Source organism: Streptomyces sp. NPDC002853 (assembly GCF_053591915.1).
This window is the reverse complement of record NZ_JBSFUS010000011.1, coordinates 272,728-294,291: the sequence shown is the minus strand read 5'-3', so window position 1 is coordinate 294,291 and position 21,564 is coordinate 272,728. Positions and strand designations below refer to the sequence as shown.

17 protein-coding genes are annotated in these 21,564 nt (G+C 70.0%); 12 read left to right on the top strand and 5 right to left on the bottom strand.

The genetic code is table 11. From position 1 onward, the window contains the following. Nucleotides 1-245 precede the first annotated feature (245 nt). The 3 genes from ACWD02_RS30205 to ACWD02_RS30195 are packed head-to-tail and all read left to right on the top strand — an operon-like array spanning nt 246 to nt 3,392. Entirely contained in the window at nt 246-1,547 is a 1,302-nt protein-coding gene (locus tag ACWD02_RS30205) for a sugar ABC transporter substrate-binding protein (RefSeq protein ID WP_451215823.1), read from the top strand. A 19-nt stretch (nt 1,548-1,566) separates the two neighbouring features. Then, nucleotides 1,567-2,562, top strand: a complete 996-nt coding sequence (locus tag ACWD02_RS30200) for a carbohydrate ABC transporter permease (protein ID WP_451215821.1) — start codon at nt 1,567-1,569, stop codon at nt 2,560-2,562. Next, on the top strand, nt 2,559-3,392 hold the full coding sequence (locus tag ACWD02_RS30195) for a carbohydrate ABC transporter permease (protein WP_451215819.1): 834 nt from the start codon (nt 2,559-2,561) through the stop codon (nt 3,390-3,392). Before ACWD02_RS30200 ends, ACWD02_RS30195 begins: the two co-directional genes overlap by 4 nt. A gap of 29 nt (nt 3,393-3,421) precedes the next feature. On the opposite strand, the gene ACWD02_RS30190 is transcribed toward ACWD02_RS30195, so the two are convergent. Next, entirely contained in the window at nt 3,422-4,318 is an 897-nt protein-coding gene (locus ACWD02_RS30190) for a chitosanase (protein ID WP_451215817.1), read from the bottom strand. A 98-nt stretch (nt 4,319-4,416) separates the two neighbouring features. Beyond that, the gene (locus tag ACWD02_RS30185) at nt 4,417-5,148 is read right to left on the bottom strand and encodes an SDR family NAD(P)-dependent oxidoreductase (RefSeq protein ID WP_451216019.1); all 732 of its coding nucleotides are present in this window, start codon (nt 5,146-5,148) and stop codon (nt 4,417-4,419) included. A gap of 38 nt (nt 5,149-5,186) precedes the next feature. Here ACWD02_RS30185 and ACWD02_RS30180 point away from each other — a divergent pair, with 38 nt between their 5' ends. Next, nucleotides 5,187-5,912 carry a vWA domain-containing protein gene (locus ACWD02_RS30180; protein ID WP_451215815.1) on the top strand — a complete coding sequence of 242 codons (726 nt, stop codon included), beginning with the start codon at nt 5,187-5,189 and terminating at the stop codon, nt 5,910-5,912. Between the two features lie 28 nt (nt 5,913-5,940). On the opposite strand, the gene ACWD02_RS30175 is transcribed toward ACWD02_RS30180, so the two are convergent. Then, nucleotides 5,941-6,891 (bottom strand): tyrosine-protein phosphatase, encoded by a 951-nt coding sequence (locus tag ACWD02_RS30175; RefSeq protein ID WP_451215813.1) that lies wholly within the window; start codon nt 6,889-6,891, stop codon nt 5,941-5,943. Nucleotides 6,892-7,268: 377 nt separating this feature from the next. Between ACWD02_RS30175 and ACWD02_RS30170 the strand changes: the two genes are divergently transcribed. The 3 genes from ACWD02_RS30170 to ACWD02_RS30160 all read left to right on the top strand — a co-directional run bounded on the left by ACWD02_RS30170 (nt 7,269) and on the right by ACWD02_RS30160 (nt 10,290). Next, nucleotides 7,269-7,472 carry a cold-shock protein gene (locus ACWD02_RS30170; protein ID WP_037661310.1) on the top strand — a complete coding sequence of 68 codons (204 nt, stop codon included), beginning with the start codon at nt 7,269-7,271 and terminating at the stop codon, nt 7,470-7,472. Nucleotides 7,473-7,566: 94 nt separating this feature from the next. After that, nucleotides 7,567-9,258 (top strand): DEAD/DEAH box helicase, encoded by a 1,692-nt coding sequence (locus ACWD02_RS30165; RefSeq protein ID WP_451215811.1) that lies wholly within the window; start codon nt 7,567-7,569, stop codon nt 9,256-9,258. A gap of 186 nt (nt 9,259-9,444) precedes the next feature. After that, nucleotides 9,445-10,290, top strand: a complete 846-nt coding sequence (locus ACWD02_RS30160) for a pentapeptide repeat-containing protein (RefSeq protein WP_451215809.1) — start codon at nt 9,445-9,447, stop codon at nt 10,288-10,290. A gap of 27 nt (nt 10,291-10,317) precedes the next feature. On the opposite strand, the gene ACWD02_RS30155 is transcribed toward ACWD02_RS30160, so the two are convergent. Beyond that, a complete protein-coding gene (locus tag ACWD02_RS30155; protein WP_451215807.1) occupies nt 10,318-11,232 on the bottom strand; it encodes a hypothetical protein in 915 nt (304 codons plus the stop codon). Between the two features lie 251 nt (nt 11,233-11,483). Here ACWD02_RS30155 and ACWD02_RS30150 point away from each other — a divergent pair, with 251 nt between their 5' ends. After that, nucleotides 11,484-12,281 (top strand): S1 family peptidase, encoded by a 798-nt coding sequence (locus ACWD02_RS30150; protein ID WP_451215805.1) that lies wholly within the window; start codon nt 11,484-11,486, stop codon nt 12,279-12,281. Between the two features lie 183 nt (nt 12,282-12,464). Further along, nucleotides 12,465-15,554 (top strand): endo-alpha-N-acetylgalactosaminidase family protein, encoded by a 3,090-nt coding sequence (locus ACWD02_RS30145; RefSeq protein ID WP_451215803.1) that lies wholly within the window; start codon nt 12,465-12,467, stop codon nt 15,552-15,554. A gap of 109 nt (nt 15,555-15,663) precedes the next feature. Here the strand turns inward: ACWD02_RS30145 and ACWD02_RS30140 are convergent, their stop codons facing one another. Then, nucleotides 15,664-17,430, bottom strand: a complete 1,767-nt coding sequence (locus tag ACWD02_RS30140) for a glycoside hydrolase family 35 protein (RefSeq protein WP_451215801.1) — start codon at nt 17,428-17,430, stop codon at nt 15,664-15,666. A 147-nt stretch (nt 17,431-17,577) separates the two neighbouring features. Between ACWD02_RS30140 and ACWD02_RS30135 the strand changes: the two genes are divergently transcribed. Genes ACWD02_RS30135 through pepN form a run of 3 tightly spaced genes read left to right on the top strand, consistent with a single transcriptional unit; the run spans nt 17,578 to nt 21,428 of the window. Continuing rightward, nucleotides 17,578-18,486 (top strand): helix-turn-helix domain-containing protein, encoded by a 909-nt coding sequence (locus tag ACWD02_RS30135; RefSeq protein WP_451215799.1) that lies wholly within the window; start codon nt 17,578-17,580, stop codon nt 18,484-18,486. 11 nt (nt 18,487-18,497) lie between these two features. Continuing rightward, the gene (locus ACWD02_RS30130; RefSeq protein WP_451215797.1) at nt 18,498-18,833 is read left to right on the top strand and encodes a chorismate mutase; all 336 of its coding nucleotides are present in this window, start codon (nt 18,498-18,500) and stop codon (nt 18,831-18,833) included. Between the two features lie 48 nt (nt 18,834-18,881). Continuing rightward, the gene (pepN, locus tag ACWD02_RS30125; protein WP_451215795.1) at nt 18,882-21,428 is read left to right on the top strand and encodes an aminopeptidase N; all 2,547 of its coding nucleotides are present in this window, start codon (nt 18,882-18,884) and stop codon (nt 21,426-21,428) included. Nucleotides 21,429-21,564: the final 136 nt, after the last annotated feature.

The window sequence follows — 21,564 nt, the reverse complement described above, 5'->3', positions numbered from 1 at the left end:
TGATGCGGCGCCCGCCCTGTCCCCGACCGGACTTGGGCGGGCGCCGTGGCGTTTCCGGGCGGCTTGTACGGCTCCCGGTCCGCCAAGAACCCTCTGCACCCAGTGCAACGCTCATTGCTTGCAACGCAAATCACGTTTCGGACCCCTTAGCCGAATGGGTCTAGACCGCGCCCTGAGCCTGTGACCACAATCGCTCCCACAAACGGATCGGCGCAGTTACAGCACGTACCCATGAGGGGGCCGGTATGAAGCGACGGGTCATCGCGGCAAGTATCGCCATGACGCTCGGACTGACCGCGACGGCATGCGGCAGCGATGACGGTGGCGACAGCGGCGGCAAGGCGACGGACGGCAAGGGCAAGACCCTCACCGTATGGATCATGGAGGGGACCAACCCCGACGCCAGGCCCTTCTTCAAGGAGGCCGAGAAGGCGTTCCAGAAGAAGACCGGCGCCAAGATCCACGTCGAGTACCAGCAGTGGGCCACCGCCCAGAAGAAGTTCACGACCGCCATCGAGGGCGGCGAGGACCAGGTCCCGGACGTGGCCGAGGTCGGCACGACCTGGGTGCCGCAGTTCGCCGAGACCGGCGCCCTCGTCGACGTGACCGACGACGTCAAGAAGTCGGGCCTCAACGATGATCTCGTCGAGGGCCTCGCGGACGCGGGCACGCTCGACGGCAAGCAGTACGGCATGCCGTGGTACGCGGGCGTACGCAGCATCGTCTACCGCAAGGACATCTTCGAGAAGCACAAGCTCAAGGCCCCGACCACCTGGAAGGAGCTCCAGTCCGCGGCCAAGACGCTGAAGGACAAGGAGCCCGGGATGATCCCCTTCCCGGTCGCGGGCGGCGCCGAAATGTTCGCCACCCCCTTCATCTGGGGCGCCGGAGGCGAACTCGCCACCGAGCAGGGCGGCAAGTGGAAGTCCGGCATCAACTCGCCCGAGGCCGTCAAGGGCATCGAGTTCTACACGGGCCTCGCCACCAAGGACAAGGTCTCCCCGGCCAAGGTGAACACCTGGACGGAGAAGGAGGTCGGCGACGCCTGGGGCAAGGGCCAGGTCGCGATGTCCGTCAACGGCAACTGGACCCCCAAGGCCATCGTCGAGGCCAACCCCGACCTCAAGGGCAAGCTGGGCGCCGTGCCGATCCCCGGCCAGACCGGCGGCATGAGCAAGTCCTTCCTCGGCGGCTCCTACCTGTCCACGTTCAACACGGACAAGAAGGACCTCGCCTGGGAGTTCGTGAAGATGCTGACCACGGGTGACTTCGCGGCCAAGTGGGCGGCCGAGACCAACTACTTCCCCGGTCAGAACTCCGAGCTGAAGAAGATCGAGGCCAAGAAGGACCCGCTGGTCGAGCCGTTCGCCAAGCAGATGCTGGAGGCCGGCGCGACCGTCCCCAAGACCAAGGCGTACGGCGAGATCCAGGCGTCGAAGGTCATCCCCGGCATGGTGCAGTCGATCCTGACCGGCAAGTCCTCCGTCCAGGAAGCGGCGGACAAGGCCGCCAAGGACATGGACGCGATCTTCGCCAAGGACAAGTAGGCAAGGGCGAGTCGGCACTGTGAAGAACACGTTCGTCAGCGACGGGCCGAAGGAAGGCGCCGAGGCCCGTCGCCCCGCCGCCCCCCGCCCGGAACACGAAGCGGCCCTCCGCAAGAAGAAACTGGTCGGCCTCGCCCGGCCGTGGCTGCTCCTGGCTCCCTCCCTCCTGGTCCTCGCGGGCCTGCTGCTCTGGCCGCTGATCCAGGTCGGCAAGCTCTCCATGCAGGACTACGCCGTCAAGTTCGGCGGCGGAGTGGGCACGTACACCGGATTCGACCACTACACCGACCTGCTCGGCAGCGGACTGCTGTGGAAGACGGTCCTGCCCAACACGGCGTTCTTCGCGATCGCCTGCGTCGGCCTCACCGTCGCGCTCGGCACGCTCGTCGCGCTGCTGCTCAACCGCCTGGGCCCCGCATGGCGCCTCATCTGCTCCATCGCGATCCTGGCGGCGTGGGCCATGCCCGCCGTCACCGGGACGTACGTCTGGATCTGGCTCTTCCAGCCGCAGGACGGCATGGTCAGCCAGATCGCGGGCTCGATCGGGCTCATCGACCCCGAGACCACCAACTGGTTCACCGAGCGCGGGCCGTTCTACGCGATCGCGACCCTGAACGTCGTCCACCACGGATTCCCGTTCGTCGCCATCACCGTCCTCGCGGGCCTGATGACGATCCCCAAGGAGCTCTACGAAGCGGGGGAGCTGGACGGGGCCAACGCCTGGCAGCGGTTCTGGAAGATCACGGTGCCGACGATCAAGCCCGTCTTCCTCGTCGTGACCATCCTCTCCACCATCTGGGACTTCAAGGTCTTCACCCAGATCTATCTGATGCCGGGCGGTGACGGCGCCAACGAAGAGGTCTACAACCTCGGCGTCTTCTCCTACATCCAGGCGTTCGCCAAGAACGACTACGGCACGGGCGCTGCGGCCGCGGTCCTGCTGACCCTGCTGCTGCTCGCCATCACGATCGTCTACATCCGCACGCTGTTCCGGCAGGGGGAGGAGGACCTGTGACGACCCGCCGCACCACACCCGCCGCACGCATCGGCCTGCCCGTCGCGGTCGCCGCGCTGCTGCTCTTCACGCTCTTCCCCGTGTACTGGATGATCTCCACGGCACTCGACCCGAAGGCCGTCACACGTGGCTCGGACGTGCTGCCGAGCGGGCTCAGTTTCGAGCACTTCACCTACGTGTTCGAGAAGGGCAACTTCGGCACGTACCTGCTGAACTCGGCGCTCGTCGGCTTCGGCACGATCATCGCCGCCGGGGTGCTCTCGCTCTTCGCGGCCATCGCGGTGGCCCGCTTCAAGTTCCGGTTCCGCACCTCTGTACTGATCATGGTCCTGATAGTGCAGATGGTGCCGCTGGAGGCGCTCGTCATCCCGCTCTTCATCCAGATGCGGGACTACGACATGCTCAACTCGCTGCTCGGCCTGACGATCGTCTACGTCGCGCTCTCGCTGCCCTTCGCGATCTGGACCCTGCGCGGCTTCGTCCAGACCGTGCCCAAGGAGGTCGAGGAGGCCGCGTACATCGACGGGGCGTCCTGGTTCCGGATGTTCCGGTCGGTGCTGCTTCCGCTGGTGGCGCCCGGACTCGTCGCGACCTCGATCTTCGCCTTCATCACGGCGTGGAACGAGTTCGTCTTCGCGTACACGTTCATGAAGGGCAGCGACAAGTACACGGCCGCCGTGGGCATCTACCAGTTCTTCGGTGAGAACTCCACGGCCTGGGGCCCGGTGATGGCCAGCTCCACGCTGGTCACCGTGCCGGTGATGATCTTCTTCGTGATCGTGCACCGGAAGCTCGGCTCGGGCCTGGCGGCCGGAGCCGTCAAGGGCTGAACCCGGCGGGGGGCGTTCAGGGGGACCGCTTACGGAACCTTGAACGTCTCCCCGTACACCTTCCAGGTCAGCGGCGTCTTGAGGGCCAGATTGCCGTCGTAGAGGAACTGGCGCTGGGCTGTCTCGACGCGGGTCGTGTCGCGGTGGGCCTTCTTCTCCTTCATCGCCTTGGTGCGGATGTCGAGGAAGATGTCCAGGTACGCCTTCTCCTTGCCGCCCTGGGCGGGTGTGTCCGCCTCGTTCAGCGCCTTCTCGCGCAGACCGTAGAAGCCGCTCGGGCCGGTGCCGGGGCCGTGCAGGACCATCGCGTCGTAGTAGATGAACTGGCCGAGCGTGCCGAGCCCGTCGAGCTTGGCCAGGCGCACCGCCGGGTCGAAGTAGACACTGTCACGCGTCTTGTCCTGCGCCTTGCGGAACGCGGGCTTCGCGGCCTCCGCCTTCCATGCCTCGGTGAAACCGGGGTCCAGGCCCTCGTGCGAGTCGCTGCCGTCGACCTTGCGCAGGGCGGGCAGATAGCGGGCGAGGCCGTTGTCCGGGTGGTCCTTGGTGTACTGCTCGACGAGGGTCAGCAGGTCGTTGGTGCCGGTGCAGAAGCCGATGATGCCCGCGGTGTAGCCGTTCCCGTCGCCGATGTCCTCGATGTAGCCGTACTGGCCGCGCCAGTTCAGCGTGGAGTTCTCCGCGCTCGTCACGAGCTTCTGGGCCAGCTCCTTCTTGGCGGGCGTCGCGAGGCCCGGGGGGAGGTCCGCGATCAGCTTGTCGTCGGCCTTGATCTCGGAAGCCGACTTGTCCTTGTCGTACGGCCGCTGGCTGCCGGGCCCGTGCTGACCTGCGGCGGCATCGCTGTCGGAGTCCCCGCCCAGGAGGTAGACGGTGATCGTGGCGACCGGGGCGACGGCGAGAAGGAGGAGCCCTGCACGTTTCATTCGCACAAGAGTACGTGCGGTTTCGCGGTAGCGCGCCTTCCGGATCCGGCTCCACCGACAGGTGCGGACCGGCGGGGCCCGGGACAGATCACCCCGTGTCATCCCGTGGTCGACCCACCGTCCACCGCGAACTCCGCCCCCGTGATGTACGAGGACGCCTCGGACGCGAGAAAGAGGACCAGCTCTCCCACCTCCTCGGGGCGGCCCATCCGCCCCAGCGGCAGGTGGGACCAGTCCCGCCCCGCGGACGTCGAGGAGATCATCGGGGTGTCGATCGCCCCCGGGTGAACGGAATTGACCCGTACCCCGTATTCCGCGAGGTCCAGCGCCGCACTCCGCGTAAGCCCCCGCAGCCCGAACTTCGTGGACCCGTACGCCGCATGCCCCCGAATCCCCACCAGGCCCGCGGTCGACGAGACGTTCACGACCGAGCCGCCGCCGGCATCCCGCAGCGCGGGCAGCACCGCCTGGATGCCCAGGAACGGGCCGAGGAGATTGACCCGGAGCAGCGCGTCGAAGTTCTCGTACGTCTCCTTCTCCACGGAAGCCGTCCGCCACAGCGCCGCGTTGTTCACGAGCGCGTCAAGGCGGCCGAAGGCCTCGACACCGGCCGCCACGGCCGACGCCCAGCTCTCCGCGCCGGTGACGTCATGGCGCACGAAAAGACCCTGCGCGCCGAGGGACTTGGCGACCTCGCGCCCCTCCTCCTCCCGCACGTCCGTGACCACGACCCGCGCCCCCGCCTCCGCGAAGAGCCGTGCCTCGGCCGCCCCCTGCCCACGCCCCGCTCCGGTGATCAGTACGGCCTTGCCGTCGAGCCCGTAAGAGATCACGTCACGCCTCCAGCCTCTCCCGTACCCTCGGCTCCATGGAATCGGCGATCAGCCTGAGCAAGGTGGAAGAGGCGGCGCCCGCCCTCGTGAACCTCTACAAGAGCGCCGGGGCCAGCCTCGACAAGCACGGCCTGAACGGCGAACGCGCCGCGGTCTACCTCGTCGTCGACTACTCCGGTTCCATGAAGCCGTACTACAAGGACGGCACCGTCCAGGCCCTCGCCGACCGCGTCCTCGGCCTGTCCGCGCACTTCGACGACGACGGCACCGTGCCCACGGTCTTCTTCTCCACGGACGTCGACGCCGTCACGGAGATCGCCCTCGACCGCCACCGCGGGCGCATCGACGAGATCGTCGCCGGACTCGGCCACATGGGAAAGACCAGCTACCACCTGGCGATGGACGCCGTGATCGACCACTACGTCGACAGCGGTTCCACGGCGCCCGCCCTGGTCGTCTTCCAGACCGACGGCGGCCCCATCAACAAGCTCGCCGCCGAGCGGTATCTGTGCAAGGCGTCGAAGCTGCCGCTGTTCTGGCAGTTCATCGGCTTCGGTGACGCGAAGAGCAAGCAGTTCGACTACCTCCGCAAGCTCGACGAACTCGCCGTCCCCGCCAAGCGCGCCGTCGACAACGCGGGCTTCTTCCACGCCGGGCAGGACCCGCGCACCGTCCCGGACGACCGGCTGTACGACCAGTTGGTGGGGGAGTTCCCGGCCTGGCTCGCGGCGGCGCGGGCACAGGGGATCGTGACCGCCTGATCCCCGTGGCGACCGACCGCCGGATCTCCTAGCCGACCATGCGCTCCCGCAGCGCGAGAATCGTCCGCGTATCAAGCCCGAGTCCCTTCCTCAGATAGCCGTTGAGTCCGCCGTACTCCTTCTTGACCTCGGTCAGGGCCGCCTCCAGATAGCCGGTGCGGACCTCTTGGAGCGGGATCAACAGCTCGGGGTTCTGCATCAGACCGCCTTGCTTCAGGCCCTCGCGCACCTTCGCGTCGTACGCGGCGCGATAGGTGTTGGACGCCAGGAAGTCGCGTACGGCGGTGTGCTCGGGGACGCCGACCGCGCGCAGCAGCAGATAGCTGGCCCAGCCGGTGCGGTCCTTGCCGGCCGTGCAGTGGTAGAGCAGCGGTGACGTCTTGCCGCCGTGCGCGATGTCGCGCAGGGTCGCCGCGAACTGCGCGCGGTTGGGGCCGTCGGTGACGAAGGTGCGGTAGACGTCGCGCATGAAGGAGTCCGCCCTGCCGTTGCCCAGCATCTCCTCCTGCTTGACCGGGTCCCTTGAGCCGATCACGGTCATCAGCGTCGTGAAAAGGCCGTTGTCGCTGATGGGCCGGGCCGTCGGGGCGAGCCCGGCGGGCAGCCGGTCGGGCCCGTCGTACTGGACCTCGGCGGGCACCCGGAAGTCGACGACCTTCTTCAGGCGGAGCCCGGCGAGGGTGGCGATGTCGGCGTCGGTGAGCTTGGCGAGGGCGTCGGCACGGAAGACCTGGCCGTAGCGGACCCGCTCGCCGTCGTAGGTGCGATAGCCACCAAGGTCCCTGACGTTGACGGCGCCCTGGAGGGGGATGTGGCGTACGCCGTCGTACGCGGGCCGCGGGTGGTGCGGGGCGGCGTGCCGGGCCGTGCCGCGTTCGGGTGCGGTCGGGTCGGCGTGGGCCGCCCAGGCGGGCAGGGTGCTCAGCGCGAGCGCGGAGACCGCGACTCCGACTGCCGTACGGGTTCGGGAGATGCGCATCGGGCCGCCTTCCTCGGTAGCGGTCGCCATGGCCACACGTCGCTCAACCAAGCGATTGTTTGGCTGAAGGTAGCGGGACGCCCCGAAAGGAGGAAGGTGTGCGCGGCAGGTATCTCGCGGTCCGTGAAGCGACGCGACCCTTGGGGTCACCGGGACCTGTGCGGGATGTGGGGGGTCCCGAAACGGGGGGTCCCTCGTCCGTGTTAGGCTTATGCGTCGCAGTTTTGGTACCCATGAACTTTATGTGCGCCTGACGGGAATGCTCCGAAGGCGCACTATTGTTTTTTTCCGGTTCTCTCCGGGATGGGGGTCATTGCAGCGCTTGGAATCCACAATTCCGTGGTTTTCCTTACTCTGCCCCTGTTGAGGAGATTGACATGGCAACCGGCACCGTTAAGTGGTTCAACTCGGAAAAGGGCTTCGGCTTCATCGAGCAGGACGGCGGCGGCCCCGACGTCTTCGCCCACTACTCGAACATCGCGTCCTCGGGCTTCCGTGAGCTCCTCGAGGGCCAGAAGGTCTCCTTCGACGTCACGCAGGGCCAGAAGGGCCTGCAGGCCGAGAACATCGTTCCCGCCTGATCGTCGTAGCACGCGAACCTCATAGCCGGGGCCCGCACCGGATAGGTGCGGGTCCCGGCTTGTGCTGTCACCAGGTCCAGGAAGGCATTTCCGTATGAATCGCTCCGAACGCCCCGCACGTCCTGCCCGTGGGCGCTCCACGAACGCACGCGGAAAGGCCCCGGTGGCCGGCGGCGGCCAGGCGAAGGGCGCCGCGAAGAAGCAGGGCCGCGCCAAGCCGAGGCCCGTCGGCGGTGAATTCGCGCTGCCCGAGAGCATGACGCCCGCGCTGCCCTCGGTCGAGGCGTTCGCCGACCTGGACATGCCCGAGGCCCTCCTGAAGACGCTGGCCGCGCAGGGCGTGACCGAGCCCTTCCCGATCCAGGCAGCCACGCTCCCCAACTCCCTCGCGGGCCGCGACATCCTGGGCCGTGGCCGCACCGGCTCCGGCAAGACCCTCGCCTTCGGCCTCGCGCTCCTCGCCCGCACCGCGGGCCGCCGCGCCGAGCCCCGCTCGCCCCTCGCCCTGGTGCTGGTCCCCACGCGTGAGCTCGCGCAGCAGGTGACGGACGCCCTGACCCCGTACGCGACGTCCGTGAACCTGCGCATGTCGACGGTCGTCGGCGGCCTGTCCATCACCAAGCAGGCGGGGACGCTCCGCCGCGGCGCCGAGATCATGGTGGCGACGCCCGGTCGTCTCAAGGACCTCATCGAGCGCGGCGACGCTGATCTCTCGCAGGTGCGGACCACGGTCCTCGACGAGGCCGACCAGATGGCCGACATGGGCTTCATGCCGCAGGTCACCGCGCTCCTGAAGCAGGTGGAGCAGGGCGGTCAGACGATGCTCTTCTCCGCGACGCTCGACAAGAACATCGACCGTCTGGTCCGGATGTTCCTGACGGACCCGGTGGTGCACTCGGTCGACCCGTCCGCGGGCGCGGTCACGACGATGGAACACCACGTCCTGTACGTGGCGGACGAGACCGACAAGAAGGCGGTCGCCCTGCGGATCGCCGCCCGTGAGGGCCGGGTGATCATGTTCCTGGACACCAAGCGCGCGGTGGACCGCTTCACCAAGCGGCTGCTCGCCAACGGTGTACGGGCCTCCGGACTGCACGGCGGCCGTTCGCAGCCGCAGCGCAACCGGACCCTGGACCAGTTCAAGACCGGGCAGGTCACGGCGCTCGTCGCCACGAACGTGGCGGCGCGTGGCATCCACGTCGACGACCTCGACCTCGTCGTGAACGTCGACCCGCCCACCGACCACAAGGACTACCTCCATCGCGGTGGGCGTACGGCGCGTGCCGGTGAGTCCGGCAGTGTCGTCACGCTCGTCCTGCCGGACGAGAAGCGGGAGATGACGCGTCTGATGTCCGACGCGGAGATCAACCCGAAGACGGCGCGGGTGAAGTCCACGGACGAGGAGCTCTCCCGTATCACCGGGGCGCGTGAGCCTTCCGGGGTGCCGGTGGTGATCGAGGTTCCGCAGCAGCAGCAGGCCTCGCCGCAGCGAGGGCGGAGGCGTCCCGCCGGGCAGGGCGGGGGAGGCCAGGGCCAGCGCCGTTCGCGCCCCCAGGGGCAGTCGCAGTCTCAGGGCGGCGGCCAGGGCCAGGCCCGGTCCCAGTCCCAGGGCCAGCCCCGGTCCCAGGGCCAGGGGCAGGGCCAGTCGAGGACCCAGGGCCAGGGCCAGTCCAGGACCCAGCCGCAGGCCGGCGGCAGGCCCTCGGCGGGGGGCTCGGCCGGTGGTGGCCGCGCCAGGCGTGGTGGCGGTCGCTCCGGCGGGGGCGCGGGGCGCCGGGCGGCGTAGCGCTGTCCTCGGCGGCGGGGCTCTTACCCCGCCGCCGGGGCGGACGCCGCGTTCTCACCGCCGCGGCCGCGGCCGCGTTCGCACCGCCCCGGCGGTATCCGATGCCGAACAGGCCTTCCCCGCCACCCGCCCGATCCCCTGCGGCGGCATAAGGACCGAAGGACCGAAGGAGGGCAGGAGGCCCCGATGTCCGAGAAACGTGAGCGTCAGTTGCTCCCCCTCGTCGGTACCGACCGGCAGGATCTGCGTGCCGACTGCGGGAGTTGTTTCGGGCTCTGCTGCGTGGCCCTCACCCTCTCCAAGTCCTCGGACTTCCCCGTCGACAAGGCGGCCGGGACCCCCTGCACAAACCTCCGGCAGGACTTCCGCTGCGGCATCCACCAGAAGCTGCGCCAGAAGGGCTACTCGGGCTGCACGGTCTACGACTGTTTCGGCGCCGGGCAGAAGGTCTCCCGGTCCACGTACGGGGGCGTCGACTGGCGGCAGGACCCTGACACCGCCCGCGAGATGTTCGACGTCTTCCCGGTGATGCGCCAACTGCACGAACTCCTCTGGTACTTGACCGAGGCGATCGACCTGCCCCAGACCCGCCCGATCCGGGCGGAGCTCCAGGGCGCGCTGGAGAAGACCGAGCACCTCACCCGCGGCACCCCGGCCGAAGTGGCAGGGACGGACGTGGCCGCACACCGTGCGGACGTCAACGTGCTGCTCCTGCGCACCAGCGAGGCCGTGCGCGCGGACATCCGCCGGAAGAAGAAGGACCGCAGGGGAGCCGATCTCTTCGGCGCCCGTCTCCGCGGCGCCGACCTCCGCGGTGTCACCCTCCGCGGCGCCTGCCTCATCGCCGCCGATCTCAACGGCGCCGACCTGCGGCAGACCGACCTGATCGGCGCGGACCTACGGGACGCGGACCTGCGGGGCGCCGACCTCACCGGCAGCATCTTCCTGACGCAGTCGCAGGTGAACGCGGCGAAGGGCGACGCGGAGACGAAGCTGCCGCCGGCCCTGGCCCGCCCCTCGCACTGGGGTTAGCCGGCAGAGGGCCCCGAGCTCCCCGCCTCACGTATCGCACTCCAGGACTGTCCGGCACAACGTGCACCGCGCCCGCGTCCGCCCCCGGGCAGGCAACCGGAGGCGCTGCAGGCACGTGGGGCAGGGGAACGAGACCCGCAACGGCTCGGCGGCCCCGCCCGACCCCCGGGAGAACGAGTACGCCTCGCCCCCGGGAGAGGCCCCCGCCCCGCCGGAGCCCCGCTCCAGCGCGTGCCGCCGGTCCTTCGCGTACCGCCGCCGTCCCGCCCATCCCGCGGCCGTCAGCGGAGGCTGCCGTTCGTCGCGCCGGGCCTGCTCAAGACCTTTCGTATAGGCGGTGTACGCCTGGGCGCTGGTGAACCAAGTCTCCGGTGCCTCACCGAAGGCGATGGCCCGCTTGGCCAGGACGTACCCGAACTCCTCCGGCGTGAGGTAGCCGAGCTTCTGGGACGAGGCGCCGTCCTCCCGGTAGGCGTCCAGAAGGAGCCACCCCGCCCCCAGATACGTGGTGGCGGTGTCCGTGAGGATCTCGTTGTCCCGGGTGCCGGGGAACACCAGATCAAGCCGGTGCAGATACACGTGCATGACCTCGTGGGCGAGCGCCGCGCCGATGTCCCTGCGGTGTGTGCGGAACCGGTCGTTGAGCTCGATGAAGTACTCGGGCCCCGCGGTGAGTTCGACGTTCGCCGCGTGTTCCATCTCGCGGAAGCTGACGATCACGCGCGCGTCCGGTAGCCGCAGGTGGCGCACCATCTCGCGGGCCACGCGCTGCACGCCCAAGTGCAGGTCGTCCTGGTCGGAGAAGGCGACGTCGGCGGGGACGATGCTGGTGCCGAAGGTGTGGACGGTGTCGTACGACAGGCGTCTGTAGAGCGCGGTGATCGCGGAGCGCACCGTGTCCAGGTGGGGGTATCCGTGCACCACCGGCCCGCCGTCCGCCATGCCGGCACCCCCTGGATACGACCTCAACTCGCCTCCACTGTAAGGCGGGTCCCCGTCGGCGGAACCAGGGGACGCGGAGGGTGCTGGCCGAAAACCGCCCCTTGCTCTATGCGGACACCGATCTCCATAATCCGCAACAACGCTTTGGCGGGCTCATGCCATTCTCGCGTTCGTCGTGGGAGGAAGTGGGTCCGCCGTCGCGTGCAACCCCCCACGAAACCCCCCACGAACCCCCCACGAAGGAGCACCCGTTGAACACCAAGCTGCGTGGAGTCAAGAGAGCCGCCACCCTCGGTGCCATCGCCCTCGCCGCCGTCAGTCTCCAGCCCGTCGCCGCCTCCGCGGCCCCGCACCCCGGCCCCACCCCGGGTGAGCGCGTGGTCGGCGGAACCCCCGCCGAGCAGGGTGAATTCCCGTTCATGGTGCGTCTGTCGATGGGCTGCGGCGGCGCGCTGTACGCCCAGGACGTCGTGCTGACCGCCGCCCACTGCGTGGACGGCTCCGGTGACAACACGAGCATCACCGCCACCGGTGGCGTCGTGGACCTGGAGAGCCCGGACGCGATCAAGGTGAAGTCCACGAAGGTCCTGCAGGCGCCGGGCTACAACGGCAAGGGCAAGGACTGGGCGCTCATCAAGCTGGAGAAGCCGATCGACCAGCCCACGCTGAAGATCGCCAAGGACACCAAGTACAACGAGGGCGAGTTCGACATCGCCGGCTGGGGTGCCGACAAGGAGGGCGGCGAGCAGCAGCGCCACCTCCTCAAGGCGAAGGTCCCCTTCGTGAGCGACGCGGACTGCGAGGCCGCGTACGGCGCCGACCTCACGCCCGGTGAGGAGCTCTGCGCCGGGAAGCTGGCGGAGGGCGGCGTGGACACCTGCCAGGGCGACTCCGGTGGCCCCATGTTCCGCAAGGACGAGGCCGGCGAGTACATCCAGGTGGGCATCGTCAGCTGGGGCAACGGGTGCGCGCAGCCCAAGTTCCCCGGGGTCTACACCGAGGTGTCGACGTTCGCCGGTGACATAGAGAAGGCGGCGTCGGAACTCTGAGTTCCCGCTGGACGCGGGGCCGGACCAGCCACTGGTGCGGCCCCGCGTTCGTGCGTGCGCTCCCGGTCGACGAGCCCCGCGGGACCCCGTTAGTCCAAGACCTGCCTCCCCTTTGTCCATGGGCGCACCAGTCCCTTCCGGCGCAGGGTGACCGCACCGAATTCCGTCCCACGGAGGGGTGCCATGCAGCCGTCAGACACGTCCGGACCGAGCCGCAGAGCCGTAGTCGCCACGGGCGCGCTGGCCGGGGTCGGTGCCGCCGTCGGCCTCGGGGGAGGGACCGCTTCGGCGCAGCCGGCGGCGGCGCGCGAAGCCGTCCTACGCTCCGCCGACCTGGAGGTACGCGTCGCCACCGACTTCCCCCGCGTCGTCTCGTACACGGACCGCGCCTCCAAGGCGGTCCTGCACGCGCAGCCGGAAGCCGTCACCACGCTCCTGGTGGACGAGGTGCCGCACACCCCGAAGGTGACCTTCGACGCCGACGGGGGCGACCGGGCCGAGTACGTCCTCGCCCTCGACGGCGGGACCACCCTGACCGTCGAGATCGCCGTCAAGGGGCGGCACGTGCGGTGGCGCGTGACGGAGATCGACGACACCGCCGCGCTGCGCGTGGGCACGCTCCGTATCCCCGGGCTCACCCTTCTCGCCGTACGCAGCGATCAGCCGGGCGCCACGCTCCTGGCCGCCAAGATCCAGCTCGACAAGGCCAAGAGCGGGGACACCGAGGTCAGGCTGTCCTCGGACACCGCCGCCGAAGCGGCCACCGGATGCGCGTACGCCGTCGTCGCGCACGACACGCTGGGCGGCGCCGTCGAGACCAACACCGTCTACGACAAGCCCACCACCGAGGCCGGGACGACCTGGGACAACGGCCGCCTCTGGCGGGAGACCGTCAGGAAGAGCGGATACGTGGAGGCCCGGCTGACCCCCGGCCAGTGGACGCACCGCGCGGCCACCGCCGCCGTCGGCGACACCGAGCCCCTTCCGTATGCCACCGTCGTCATCACCGGCGACCGCAACGGCGACGGCAAGGTCGACTGGCAGGACGCCGCCATCGCGTTCCGCGACATCATGGTCAAGCCGCTCGGCGCGGACGAGCAGCATCTGCGCGTCGTCCCGCACATTCCGTTCAACTTCGCCTCGCAGGCGACGAATCCGTTCCTGACGACGCTCGACAACGTCAAGCGGATCCATCTGGCGACGGACGGGCTGCGCCAATACACGCTGCTCAAGGGATACCAGTCCGAGGGTCACGACTCCGCGCACCCCGATTACGCGGGCAACTACAACACGCGTGCGGGCGGTCTCGACGACCTCAACACCCTCGTCAGGGAGGGCAAGAAGTGGAACAGCGACTTCAGTGTGCATGTGAACGCCACGGAGTCCTATCCCGTCGCGAACGCCTTCTCCGAGAAGCTCGTCGACAAGGCGAATGAGCAGTGGGACTGGCTGGATCAGAGCTACCGCATCGACCAGCGCAGGGACCTGGTCTCCGGCGACATCGTCAAGCGGTTCGCCGATCTGCGCGACGAGGCCGACGGCGGGCTCAACGCCCTCTACATCGACGTGTTCCGTGAATCCGGGTGGACGTCCGACCGGCTGCAGCGCGCCCTGCGCGAGCAGGGCTGGATCGTCACCAGCGAATGGGGGCACGGCTTCGAGCGCAGTTCCGTCTGGTCGCACTGGGCGACGGAACCGGATTACGGCCCCGATACGTCCCGGGGCATCAACTCGCGGCTCATCCGCTTTATCCGTAACCACCAGAAGGACGTGTTCGCCGACAAATGGCCGACCCTTCTGGGCATTGCCCGGATGGGCAATTTCGAGGGGTGGGTCGGCAAGACCGACTGGTCGTACTTCTACGATCTGATCTGGACGGACTCGCTGCCCGCCAAGTATCTCCAGGCTTACCCCATCAAATCGTGGGGCGAGCACGAGATCAGTTTCTTCGGGGAGAGCGGGACGACGGTTTCCGACGCGGACGGCACCCGTCGGATCGTGACCGACGGCCGTGTCGTCTATGAGGGGGGCAGCTATCTGCTGCCCTGGGAACCCCGCAAGGCCACCGACCCCGGCAAGCTCTATCACTACAACCCCAAGGGCGGTGAGGGGAGTTGGCGGCTGCCCCGCGGCTGGGCCGGGCTGTCGAAGGTCGCGCTGTACCGGCTCACCGACCAGGGGCGGGTCTTCGTCGCCGACGTTCCGGTGCGCGGCGGCAAGGTCACCCTCGACGCCAAGCCCAAGCAGCCCTACGTCCTCTACCGCCGGCGCGCCGCCGCACTGCCCGACCCCGGCTGGGGGCAGGCCACCCCGCTGCACGACCCCGGCTTCAACTCCGGGTCCCTGCGGGGGTGGAAGGTCTCCGGGCCCGCCTCCGTCGCGCTCAGCGAGCTCGGTGACCACGAACTCGTCATCGGCCCGGGCGGCAAGGCGGCCGTCGGGCAGCGGCTGCGCCGCCTGAAGGCGGGCGCGTACGTCGCTTCGGTGCAGGTCGAGGTCGGGGAGAAGGCGGGCGACGAGCGCACGGCCGCCCTGGAGGTGCGCACCGCCGACGGTGTCACCGCCGCCAACTGGACGCGGACCTCCACGGCGGGCAACTACGTGGCGGCCGACCGCAAGCACGGCACCCGCTTCCACCGGATGTCCGTGCCCTTCACCGTCCCCCAGGGCGGCGGCCCCGCCGAGCTGACGCTGCGGGCCGACGCGGGCCACGCGCGCGTGCGCTTCGACAACGTACGGATCGTCCCCACCACGCGGGGTGGGGCACCCGGAGAGGGCACGCTCGTCTCCGAGGACTTCGAGCACGTGCCCCAGGGCTGGGGCCCGTTCGTGAAGGGCGACGCGGGGAAGGTCACCGACCCGCGCACGCACATCGCGCAACGGCACGCCCCCTACACGCAGCGCGGCTGGAACGGCAAGGTCATCGATGACGTCATCGACGGCTCGCAGTCCCTCAAGTCACGCGGCGAGAACACCGGGCTCGTCTACCGCACCGTCCCGCACACCGTCCGCTTCGAGGCGGGCAAGCGCTACCGCGTCTCGTTCCGGTACGAGAACGAGAAGGCGGGGCAGTACGCGTGGATCACCGCCGTCGACGAACCCGCGGCCCGTGAGCTCGACCGCAAGGAGCTGCCCGTCGCGACCGGACCCACCGCCCTGAGCTACGAGTTCACGGCCCCCGCCAAGGGCGAGACGTGGGTAGGGCTGCGCAAGAGCGGGGACGACGGGACCGCTGAGTTCGCGCTGGACGCCTTCGAGGTGCGGGAGGTCTGACGCCCCGCCGGACGGGCTGACCCCTCGGCCCGTCCGGCATCCTCGGCTGGGCGGGGCCGGGGGAGGCAGCTTGGATGGGCCGAGGGGGCAGCCGGGCGGGGTCGGGGGATCAGCCGGGCGGGACCGGGGAAAGGGAAACCGCTCCCGCGCCGGCCGCCCCTTCCAGGTCGAGCACCCACACCTCGTTCTCCCCCTCCCGGAGCACCGCCCCGGGAACGTACAGGGAGGGCTGCGGCCCCACGGCCCAGTACCGCCCCAGATTGAACCCGTTCACCCACACGAACCCCCGCGCCCAGCCCGGCAGTTCGAGCACCGCGTCACCGGCCCCACGGACGACCACCGAGCCCCGGTACAGCCCCCGGCGCCCACCCTCGGCCCCGGTGGCAGGCACCCCCCTGACGGCCTCCGCCGAGGAGAACGCGTCGAGCCGCAACCCCCTGGCCCTCACCCCATGCAGATACTGCCGCTCATGCAGCACCCCGCCGGTGATGCCCTTCGCCTCACCGGTCCGCGGCCCGTAGTTGACCCTCCCCAGGGACTCCACCCAGAGCTCCACGCGCGCGTGCCCCGCGACAGGCTCGGGCAGAGCCGGTTCCTCCTCGGTCAGGACACCGGCCCGCACCCCGTCCACGTACACCACGGCCAGGTCCCGCAGCCCCCGCACACGCAGCGGATAGGGCCGCCGTGGACCCGGCACGGCCAGCGTGTACTGGACAAGGCCGCGGTCGACATCGAGCTCTTCGAAGGTGGGCGGTACGGCGTATTCCGCGGACGGGCCGCCGAGCGCGTCCATGACGGCCGACAGCGGCGCCCATTCCGGCAGGCCGACCGAGGCACGCTCCCCGAGCGCGGGCAGCGGCGCGGGCGGCTCCGGCAGCGGCCCTTCCGCGTACGGGGCGAGCACCTCGCGGAAGAGCCAGAACTTCTCCGTGGGACGCCCGAACTCGTCGATGGGCGCGTCATAGTCGTACGAGGTGACATCCGGCTCCAGGACGCCGTCGTGCAGGGCGCCGCCACCCCGGTTCGCCCCCGCCCACCCGGCGAAGTTCGTGCCGCCGTGCGCCATGTAGAGGTTGACCGAGGCCCCGCACTCCAGGATCTCCCGCAGCGCGTCCGCGGCGTCGGCCGCGTCCCGCACGACATGCCCGGCGCCCCAGTGGTCGAACCAGCCGCACCAGAACTCCATGCACATCAACGGCCCCTTCGGACGGTGCCCGCGCAGCGTCTCGAAGCCCGCGCGGGCCTGCGAGCCGAAGTTGGCCGTCGCCAGGACACCGGGGACCGAGCCACCGGTCAGCATGTGGTCCTCGGGGCCGTCCGAGGTGAACAGGGGCATGGTCACGCCCTGGGCCCGCAGCAGGTCGGCGAGATGGCGGAGGTAGACCTGGTCCGAGCCGTAACTGCCGTACTCGTTCTCCACCTGCACCATGATCACGGGGCCGCCCCGGTCGTGCTGACGCGGGACGACCTCCGTCATGAGACGGCCGAACCAGCGGTCCACATGTCCCAGATACTCCGCGTCGCGGGTCCGCGCGCGTGGACCCACCGCGCCCGTCAGCCAGTGCGGGAGCCCGCCGTTCTCCCACTCGGCGCAGATGTACGGGCCGGGCCGGACGATCGCCCACAGGCCCGCGCCCCGGGCGGCGTCCAGGAAACGGCCGAGCGCCTCGACGTCGCTGAACTCCCCGGGACGCGGCTCGTGCAGGTTCCACGGGACGTACGTCTCCACGCAGTTGAGCCCCATGGCACGCAGCATCGCGAGGCGGTGGCCCCACTGCGCCTCGTGCACCCGGAAATAGTGCAGCGCCCCGGAGAGCAGCCGTACGGGCCGCCCGTCCAGTTCGAAGTCGTCCTCGCCCACCCTGAAGCCGTTCATCTTTTCCCTGTGTCCCTCTCGCTCACGTGCCGCTCCGCCACGATCACCCCTGGCGGGCGGCAGGGTCCATGGACAAAGATCTAGGCGGGTTGGACGCAGCGAGCGGACCACGGCCCGGACGAAACCGGATGAAGGGGGCACCAGCGGATGTACCACACGTGGATGCGGTATTTCACGCCGAGCCCGGCCCACCACCGCCTCGGCCTCGCCTGCCTCGGCGTCGGCCTGCAGCACGGCCTCCTGCCGACCGTGGGCCCGCGCACCCTCGACCACCACGTGGCCGTCGTCATCAGCGCGGGCGGCGGCTGGTTCCTGGGCCCCGACGGCAGACGCACGACAGTGACAGCACCCGCACTGATCTGGCTCACCCCCGGGGTACGCCACCACTACGGGCCCGACCCGGAGACCGGCTGGGACGAATGCTTCGTCGACTTCACCGGGCCCGCCACGACGACGTACACCGAACTCGGCTACATAGAACCCGACCGGCCCGTCGTGCCGCTCTCCGACGCCACCGGGGCGCGGGCCGCCGTCGGGCGCATCGCACGCGCGGCACGGCGCGGCAACCCCCTCCTGGAGGTCGAGACGGGCGCCGCCGTCCATGAACTGCTCGTCGCGCTGCGCAGGGCCCGCGCCGACATCGCCCCCGACGGCGACCCCGTCCTCCAGGCACTCGCCCGCGACGCCTTCCAGCCACTGTCCGTCGCGGGACACGCGGCACGGCACGGCATGACACCCGCCGAACTGCGCACGGCGGTACGCAGGGGCGCGGGCTGCAGCCCCAAGGACTACCTCCTCGGCATCCGCCTGGGACGCGCCAAGGAACTCCTCGCGGCCACGGAACTCCCCGTCGCGGCCGTCGCCCGCCGCGTCGGCTACGACGACCCCGCCTACTTCTCACGGCTCTTCACGCGCCGCGTGGGCACCGCACCCGTGCGCTTCCGCGAACAGCAGGGACGCGCCGTCCCCGGCGGCTGGTCGCAGCAGATCCCCGACCCGGACCACCCGCCGATCCTGCGCTCTTCCCCCGTCGGCGGCGAAGGACCGGCAACGTAGGCTCGTGGACCATGACCACCAGCCACACAAGTGACACGAACGGCGCCGGAGCCGCGGACGAGGCCGTGCGCGCCGAGCTGTCCCGCCTGCGCGACAGCATCGACAACATCGACGCCGCAGTCGTCCACATGCTCGCCGAGCGCTTCAAATGCACCCAGCAGGTCGGCCACCTGAAGGCCAACCACCACCTCCCGCCCGCCGACCCGGACCGCGAGGCCCGGCAGATCGCCCGGCTCCGCGAGCTCGCGGAGAGCGCGAAGCTGGACCCGGCGTTCGCCGAGAAGCTGCTCAACTTCATCATCGCCGAGGTCATCCGCCACCACGAGACGATCGCCAAGTCGTCGTGAGACGGACCAGCAGGACCGCTTGTCGGTGACATCAGGCAGCATGGAGCCATGCCCGTACTGACGCGCGACGAAGCGCAGACCCGAGCCCGCCTCATCGACGTCCAGCGGTACGAGGTCGAGCTCGACCTGACCCGGGGAGCCGACACCTTCGACTCCCGCACCGTCATCCGCTTCACGGCACTGGGCGAGCCCACGGCCACGGTGGACACCTTCGTCGAGCTGAAGCCCGCCGAGCTGCGCTCCGTGACCCTGGACGGGCAGCCCCTCGACCCGGCGGGCCTCGTCGAGAACCGGCTCCCGCTCACCGATCTCACCGCGGGCGAACACGAGCTGCGCGTCGACACGGCCATGCACTACTCGCACACGGGCGAGGGCATGCACCGCTTCACCGACCCCACCGACGGCGAGACGTACACGTACACGCAGCTGTTCATGGAGGACGTGCAGCGTGTCTTCGCCGCCTTCGACCAGCCCGACCTGAAGTCCGTCTTCGAGGTGACCGTCACCGCACCGGAAGGCTGGACGGTCCTCGCGAACGGCGTCACCGAGCACCTCGGCGACGGTACGTGGCGCGCGGCGCCCACCCCGCTCATCTCCACGTACCTCGTCGCGGTCGCCGCGGGACCCTGGCACTCGGTCCGCACCGAACACCGCGGGCTGCCCTTCGGCATCCACTGCCGCCGCTCCCTCGCCCCCTTCCTGGACGCCGACGCCGACGAAATCCTCGACGTCACGCGCGCGTGCTACGACCGCTACCACGAGAAATTCGAGGAGCCCTACCCCTTCGACTCGTACGACCAGGCGTTCGTCCCGGAGTTCAACGCCGGCGCGATGGAGAACCCCGGACTCGTCACCTTCCGCGACGAGTTCATCTACCGCTCCGCCGTCACCGAGACCGAGCGGCAGACCCGCGCCATGGTCATCGCCCACGAGATGGCCCACATGTGGTTCGGCGACCTCGTCACCCTCAGGTGGTGGGACGACATCTGGCTGAACGAATCCTTCGCCGAGTACATGGGCTTCCAGACCACCGCCGAAGCCACCCTTCCCCAAGCTCTCAACTCCGTTCGAGCAGGGGAGACCCCATCCACCGACCCCTGGACGGACTTCGGAGTCGCCCGCAAGTCCTGGGGATACGACGCCGACCAGCGCCCCTCCACGCACCCCGTCGCCCCCGACCCCGACGCCGTGCCCGACACGGCGTCCGCGATGCTCAACTTCGACGGCATCTCGTACGCCAAGGGCGCATCCGCCCTGCGCCAACTCGTCGCCTGGCTCGGCGAGAAGGACTTCCTCGCCGGCATCAACACCCACATCGCCCGGCACAAGTTCTCCAACGCCACCCTCGCCGACTTCATCGAGTCCCTCGCGCACAACACCGACCGCGACGTGCACGGCTGGGCCGACGCCTGGCTGCGCACCACCGGCGTCGACACGCTCACCTCCACGGTCACGCACGACGCCCGGGAGTGGACCCTGTCCGTCGACCGCGACGGCAGCCGCCCCCACCGCATCGCCGTCGGCGTGTACGACCGCGACCTCACCGACCCCCAGGGCCTGGTGCTGCGCGAGCGGTACGAGCGGGACGTCCCCCACACCGGGACCACCGCGCCGCGCGACGGCGGCCGCCCCGCCCTGATCGTCCCGAACGACCAGGACCTCACGTACGCGAAGATCCGCCTCGACGAGAACTCCATGGAGACGGCCCTGCGCAGCCTCTCCCGCGTCCCGGACGCGCTCACCCGCGCCGTCCTGTGGAACAGCCTGCGCGACATGGTCCGCGACGGCGAACTCGAAGGCATGGCTTACCTGGAGACGGCCCGCGCGCACCTCCCCGACGAGACCGACCTCGCCCTCGTCCAGGGCGTCCTCGCCTTCGCCACCACCCACGTCGCCGACCGCTTCCTGCCCCCGGCGCTGCGACCGGCCGCCCTCACCATCCTCACCGAGCTGTGCCGCGACCTGATCCGACGCACGGAGGACGGCTCGCACGCGGGCCTGCGGCTCACCGCCGTACGCGGCCTCATCGACGTGGCGACGCGGCCCGACCCGCTCCAGGAATGGCTTACGGAGGGCACCGTCCCCGGCGGCCCCGAACTCGACCCCGAGTTGCGCTGGCGCGTCCTGACCCGCCTCGCCGTCCTCGGCGCCGCCGACGAGACCGCGATCGCCGCCGAACTGGAGCGCGACCCCAGCGCCACCGGCCAGGAAGGCGCGGCCCGCTGCCGCGCCGCACTGCCCGACCCGGAGGCCAAACGCCGCGCATGGGAGGCGATGTTCGCCTCCGACGACCTCTCCAACTACCTCCTCACCGCCACCGCCCAGGGCTTCTGGCAGCCCGAACAGGCCGATCTCGTACGGGAGTACATCCCCCGCTACTTCACGGACGCGGTCGCCGTCGCGGCCCGCCGCGGCCCCGCCATCGCCGACGTGGCGGGCCGGTGGGCCTTCCCCGCCTCCTCGGTGGACGCCGAAACACTCCGCCTGGGCGAGGAATGCCTGCGCGACGCGGCCCCCATCCCCGCCCTACGCCGCAAACTGACCGACCAACTCGACGACTTGGCAAGGGCGTTGCGAGTACGGACCCAGGCCTGAAGCAGGCGCCCCGAAGGGGGCGCGGGGAACGGCGCGCCCAGCCGCGACGCACCCGCAGGGGCAGAGCACCGTTGCCCCCGCGCCGCCCGCAGGGGCAGTGCACCGCTGCTCCCGCGGGCACCGCGGGGCAGTACAC

Excerpts from the sequence above, each read along its gene's own strand:
- ACWD02_RS30145 (WP_451215803.1), top strand. The coding sequence starts at position 12,465 with ATGCAGCCGTCAGACACGTCCGGACCGAGCCGCAGAGCCGTAGTCGCC.
- pepN (WP_451215795.1), top strand. The coding sequence starts at position 18,882 with ATGCCCGTACTGACGCGCGACGAAGCGCAGACCCGAGCCCGCCTCATC.
- ACWD02_RS30180 (WP_451215815.1), top strand. The coding sequence starts at position 5,187 with ATGGAATCGGCGATCAGCCTGAGCAAGGTGGAAGAGGCGGCGCCCGCC.
- ACWD02_RS30155 (WP_451215807.1), bottom strand. The coding sequence starts at position 11,232 with ATGGCGGACGGCGGGCCGGTGGTGCACGGATACCCCCACCTGGACACG.
- ACWD02_RS30170 (WP_037661310.1), top strand. The coding sequence starts at position 7,269 with ATGGCAACCGGCACCGTTAAGTGGTTCAACTCGGAAAAGGGCTTCGGC.
- ACWD02_RS30135 (WP_451215799.1), top strand. The coding sequence starts at position 17,578 with ATGTACCACACGTGGATGCGGTATTTCACGCCGAGCCCGGCCCACCAC.
- ACWD02_RS30190 (WP_451215817.1), bottom strand. The coding sequence starts at position 4,318 with ATGAAACGTGCAGGGCTCCTCCTTCTCGCCGTCGCCCCGGTCGCCACG.
- ACWD02_RS30140 (WP_451215801.1), bottom strand. The coding sequence starts at position 17,430 with ATGAACGGCTTCAGGGTGGGCGAGGACGACTTCGAACTGGACGGGCGG.
- ACWD02_RS30175 (WP_451215813.1), bottom strand. The coding sequence starts at position 6,891 with ATGCGCATCTCCCGAACCCGTACGGCAGTCGGAGTCGCGGTCTCCGCG.
- ACWD02_RS30160 (WP_451215809.1), top strand. The coding sequence starts at position 9,445 with ATGTCCGAGAAACGTGAGCGTCAGTTGCTCCCCCTCGTCGGTACCGAC.
- ACWD02_RS30130 (WP_451215797.1), top strand. The coding sequence starts at position 18,498 with ATGACCACCAGCCACACAAGTGACACGAACGGCGCCGGAGCCGCGGAC.
- ACWD02_RS30205 (WP_451215823.1), top strand. The coding sequence starts at position 246 with ATGAAGCGACGGGTCATCGCGGCAAGTATCGCCATGACGCTCGGACTG.
- ACWD02_RS30165 (WP_451215811.1), top strand. The coding sequence starts at position 7,567 with ATGAATCGCTCCGAACGCCCCGCACGTCCTGCCCGTGGGCGCTCCACG.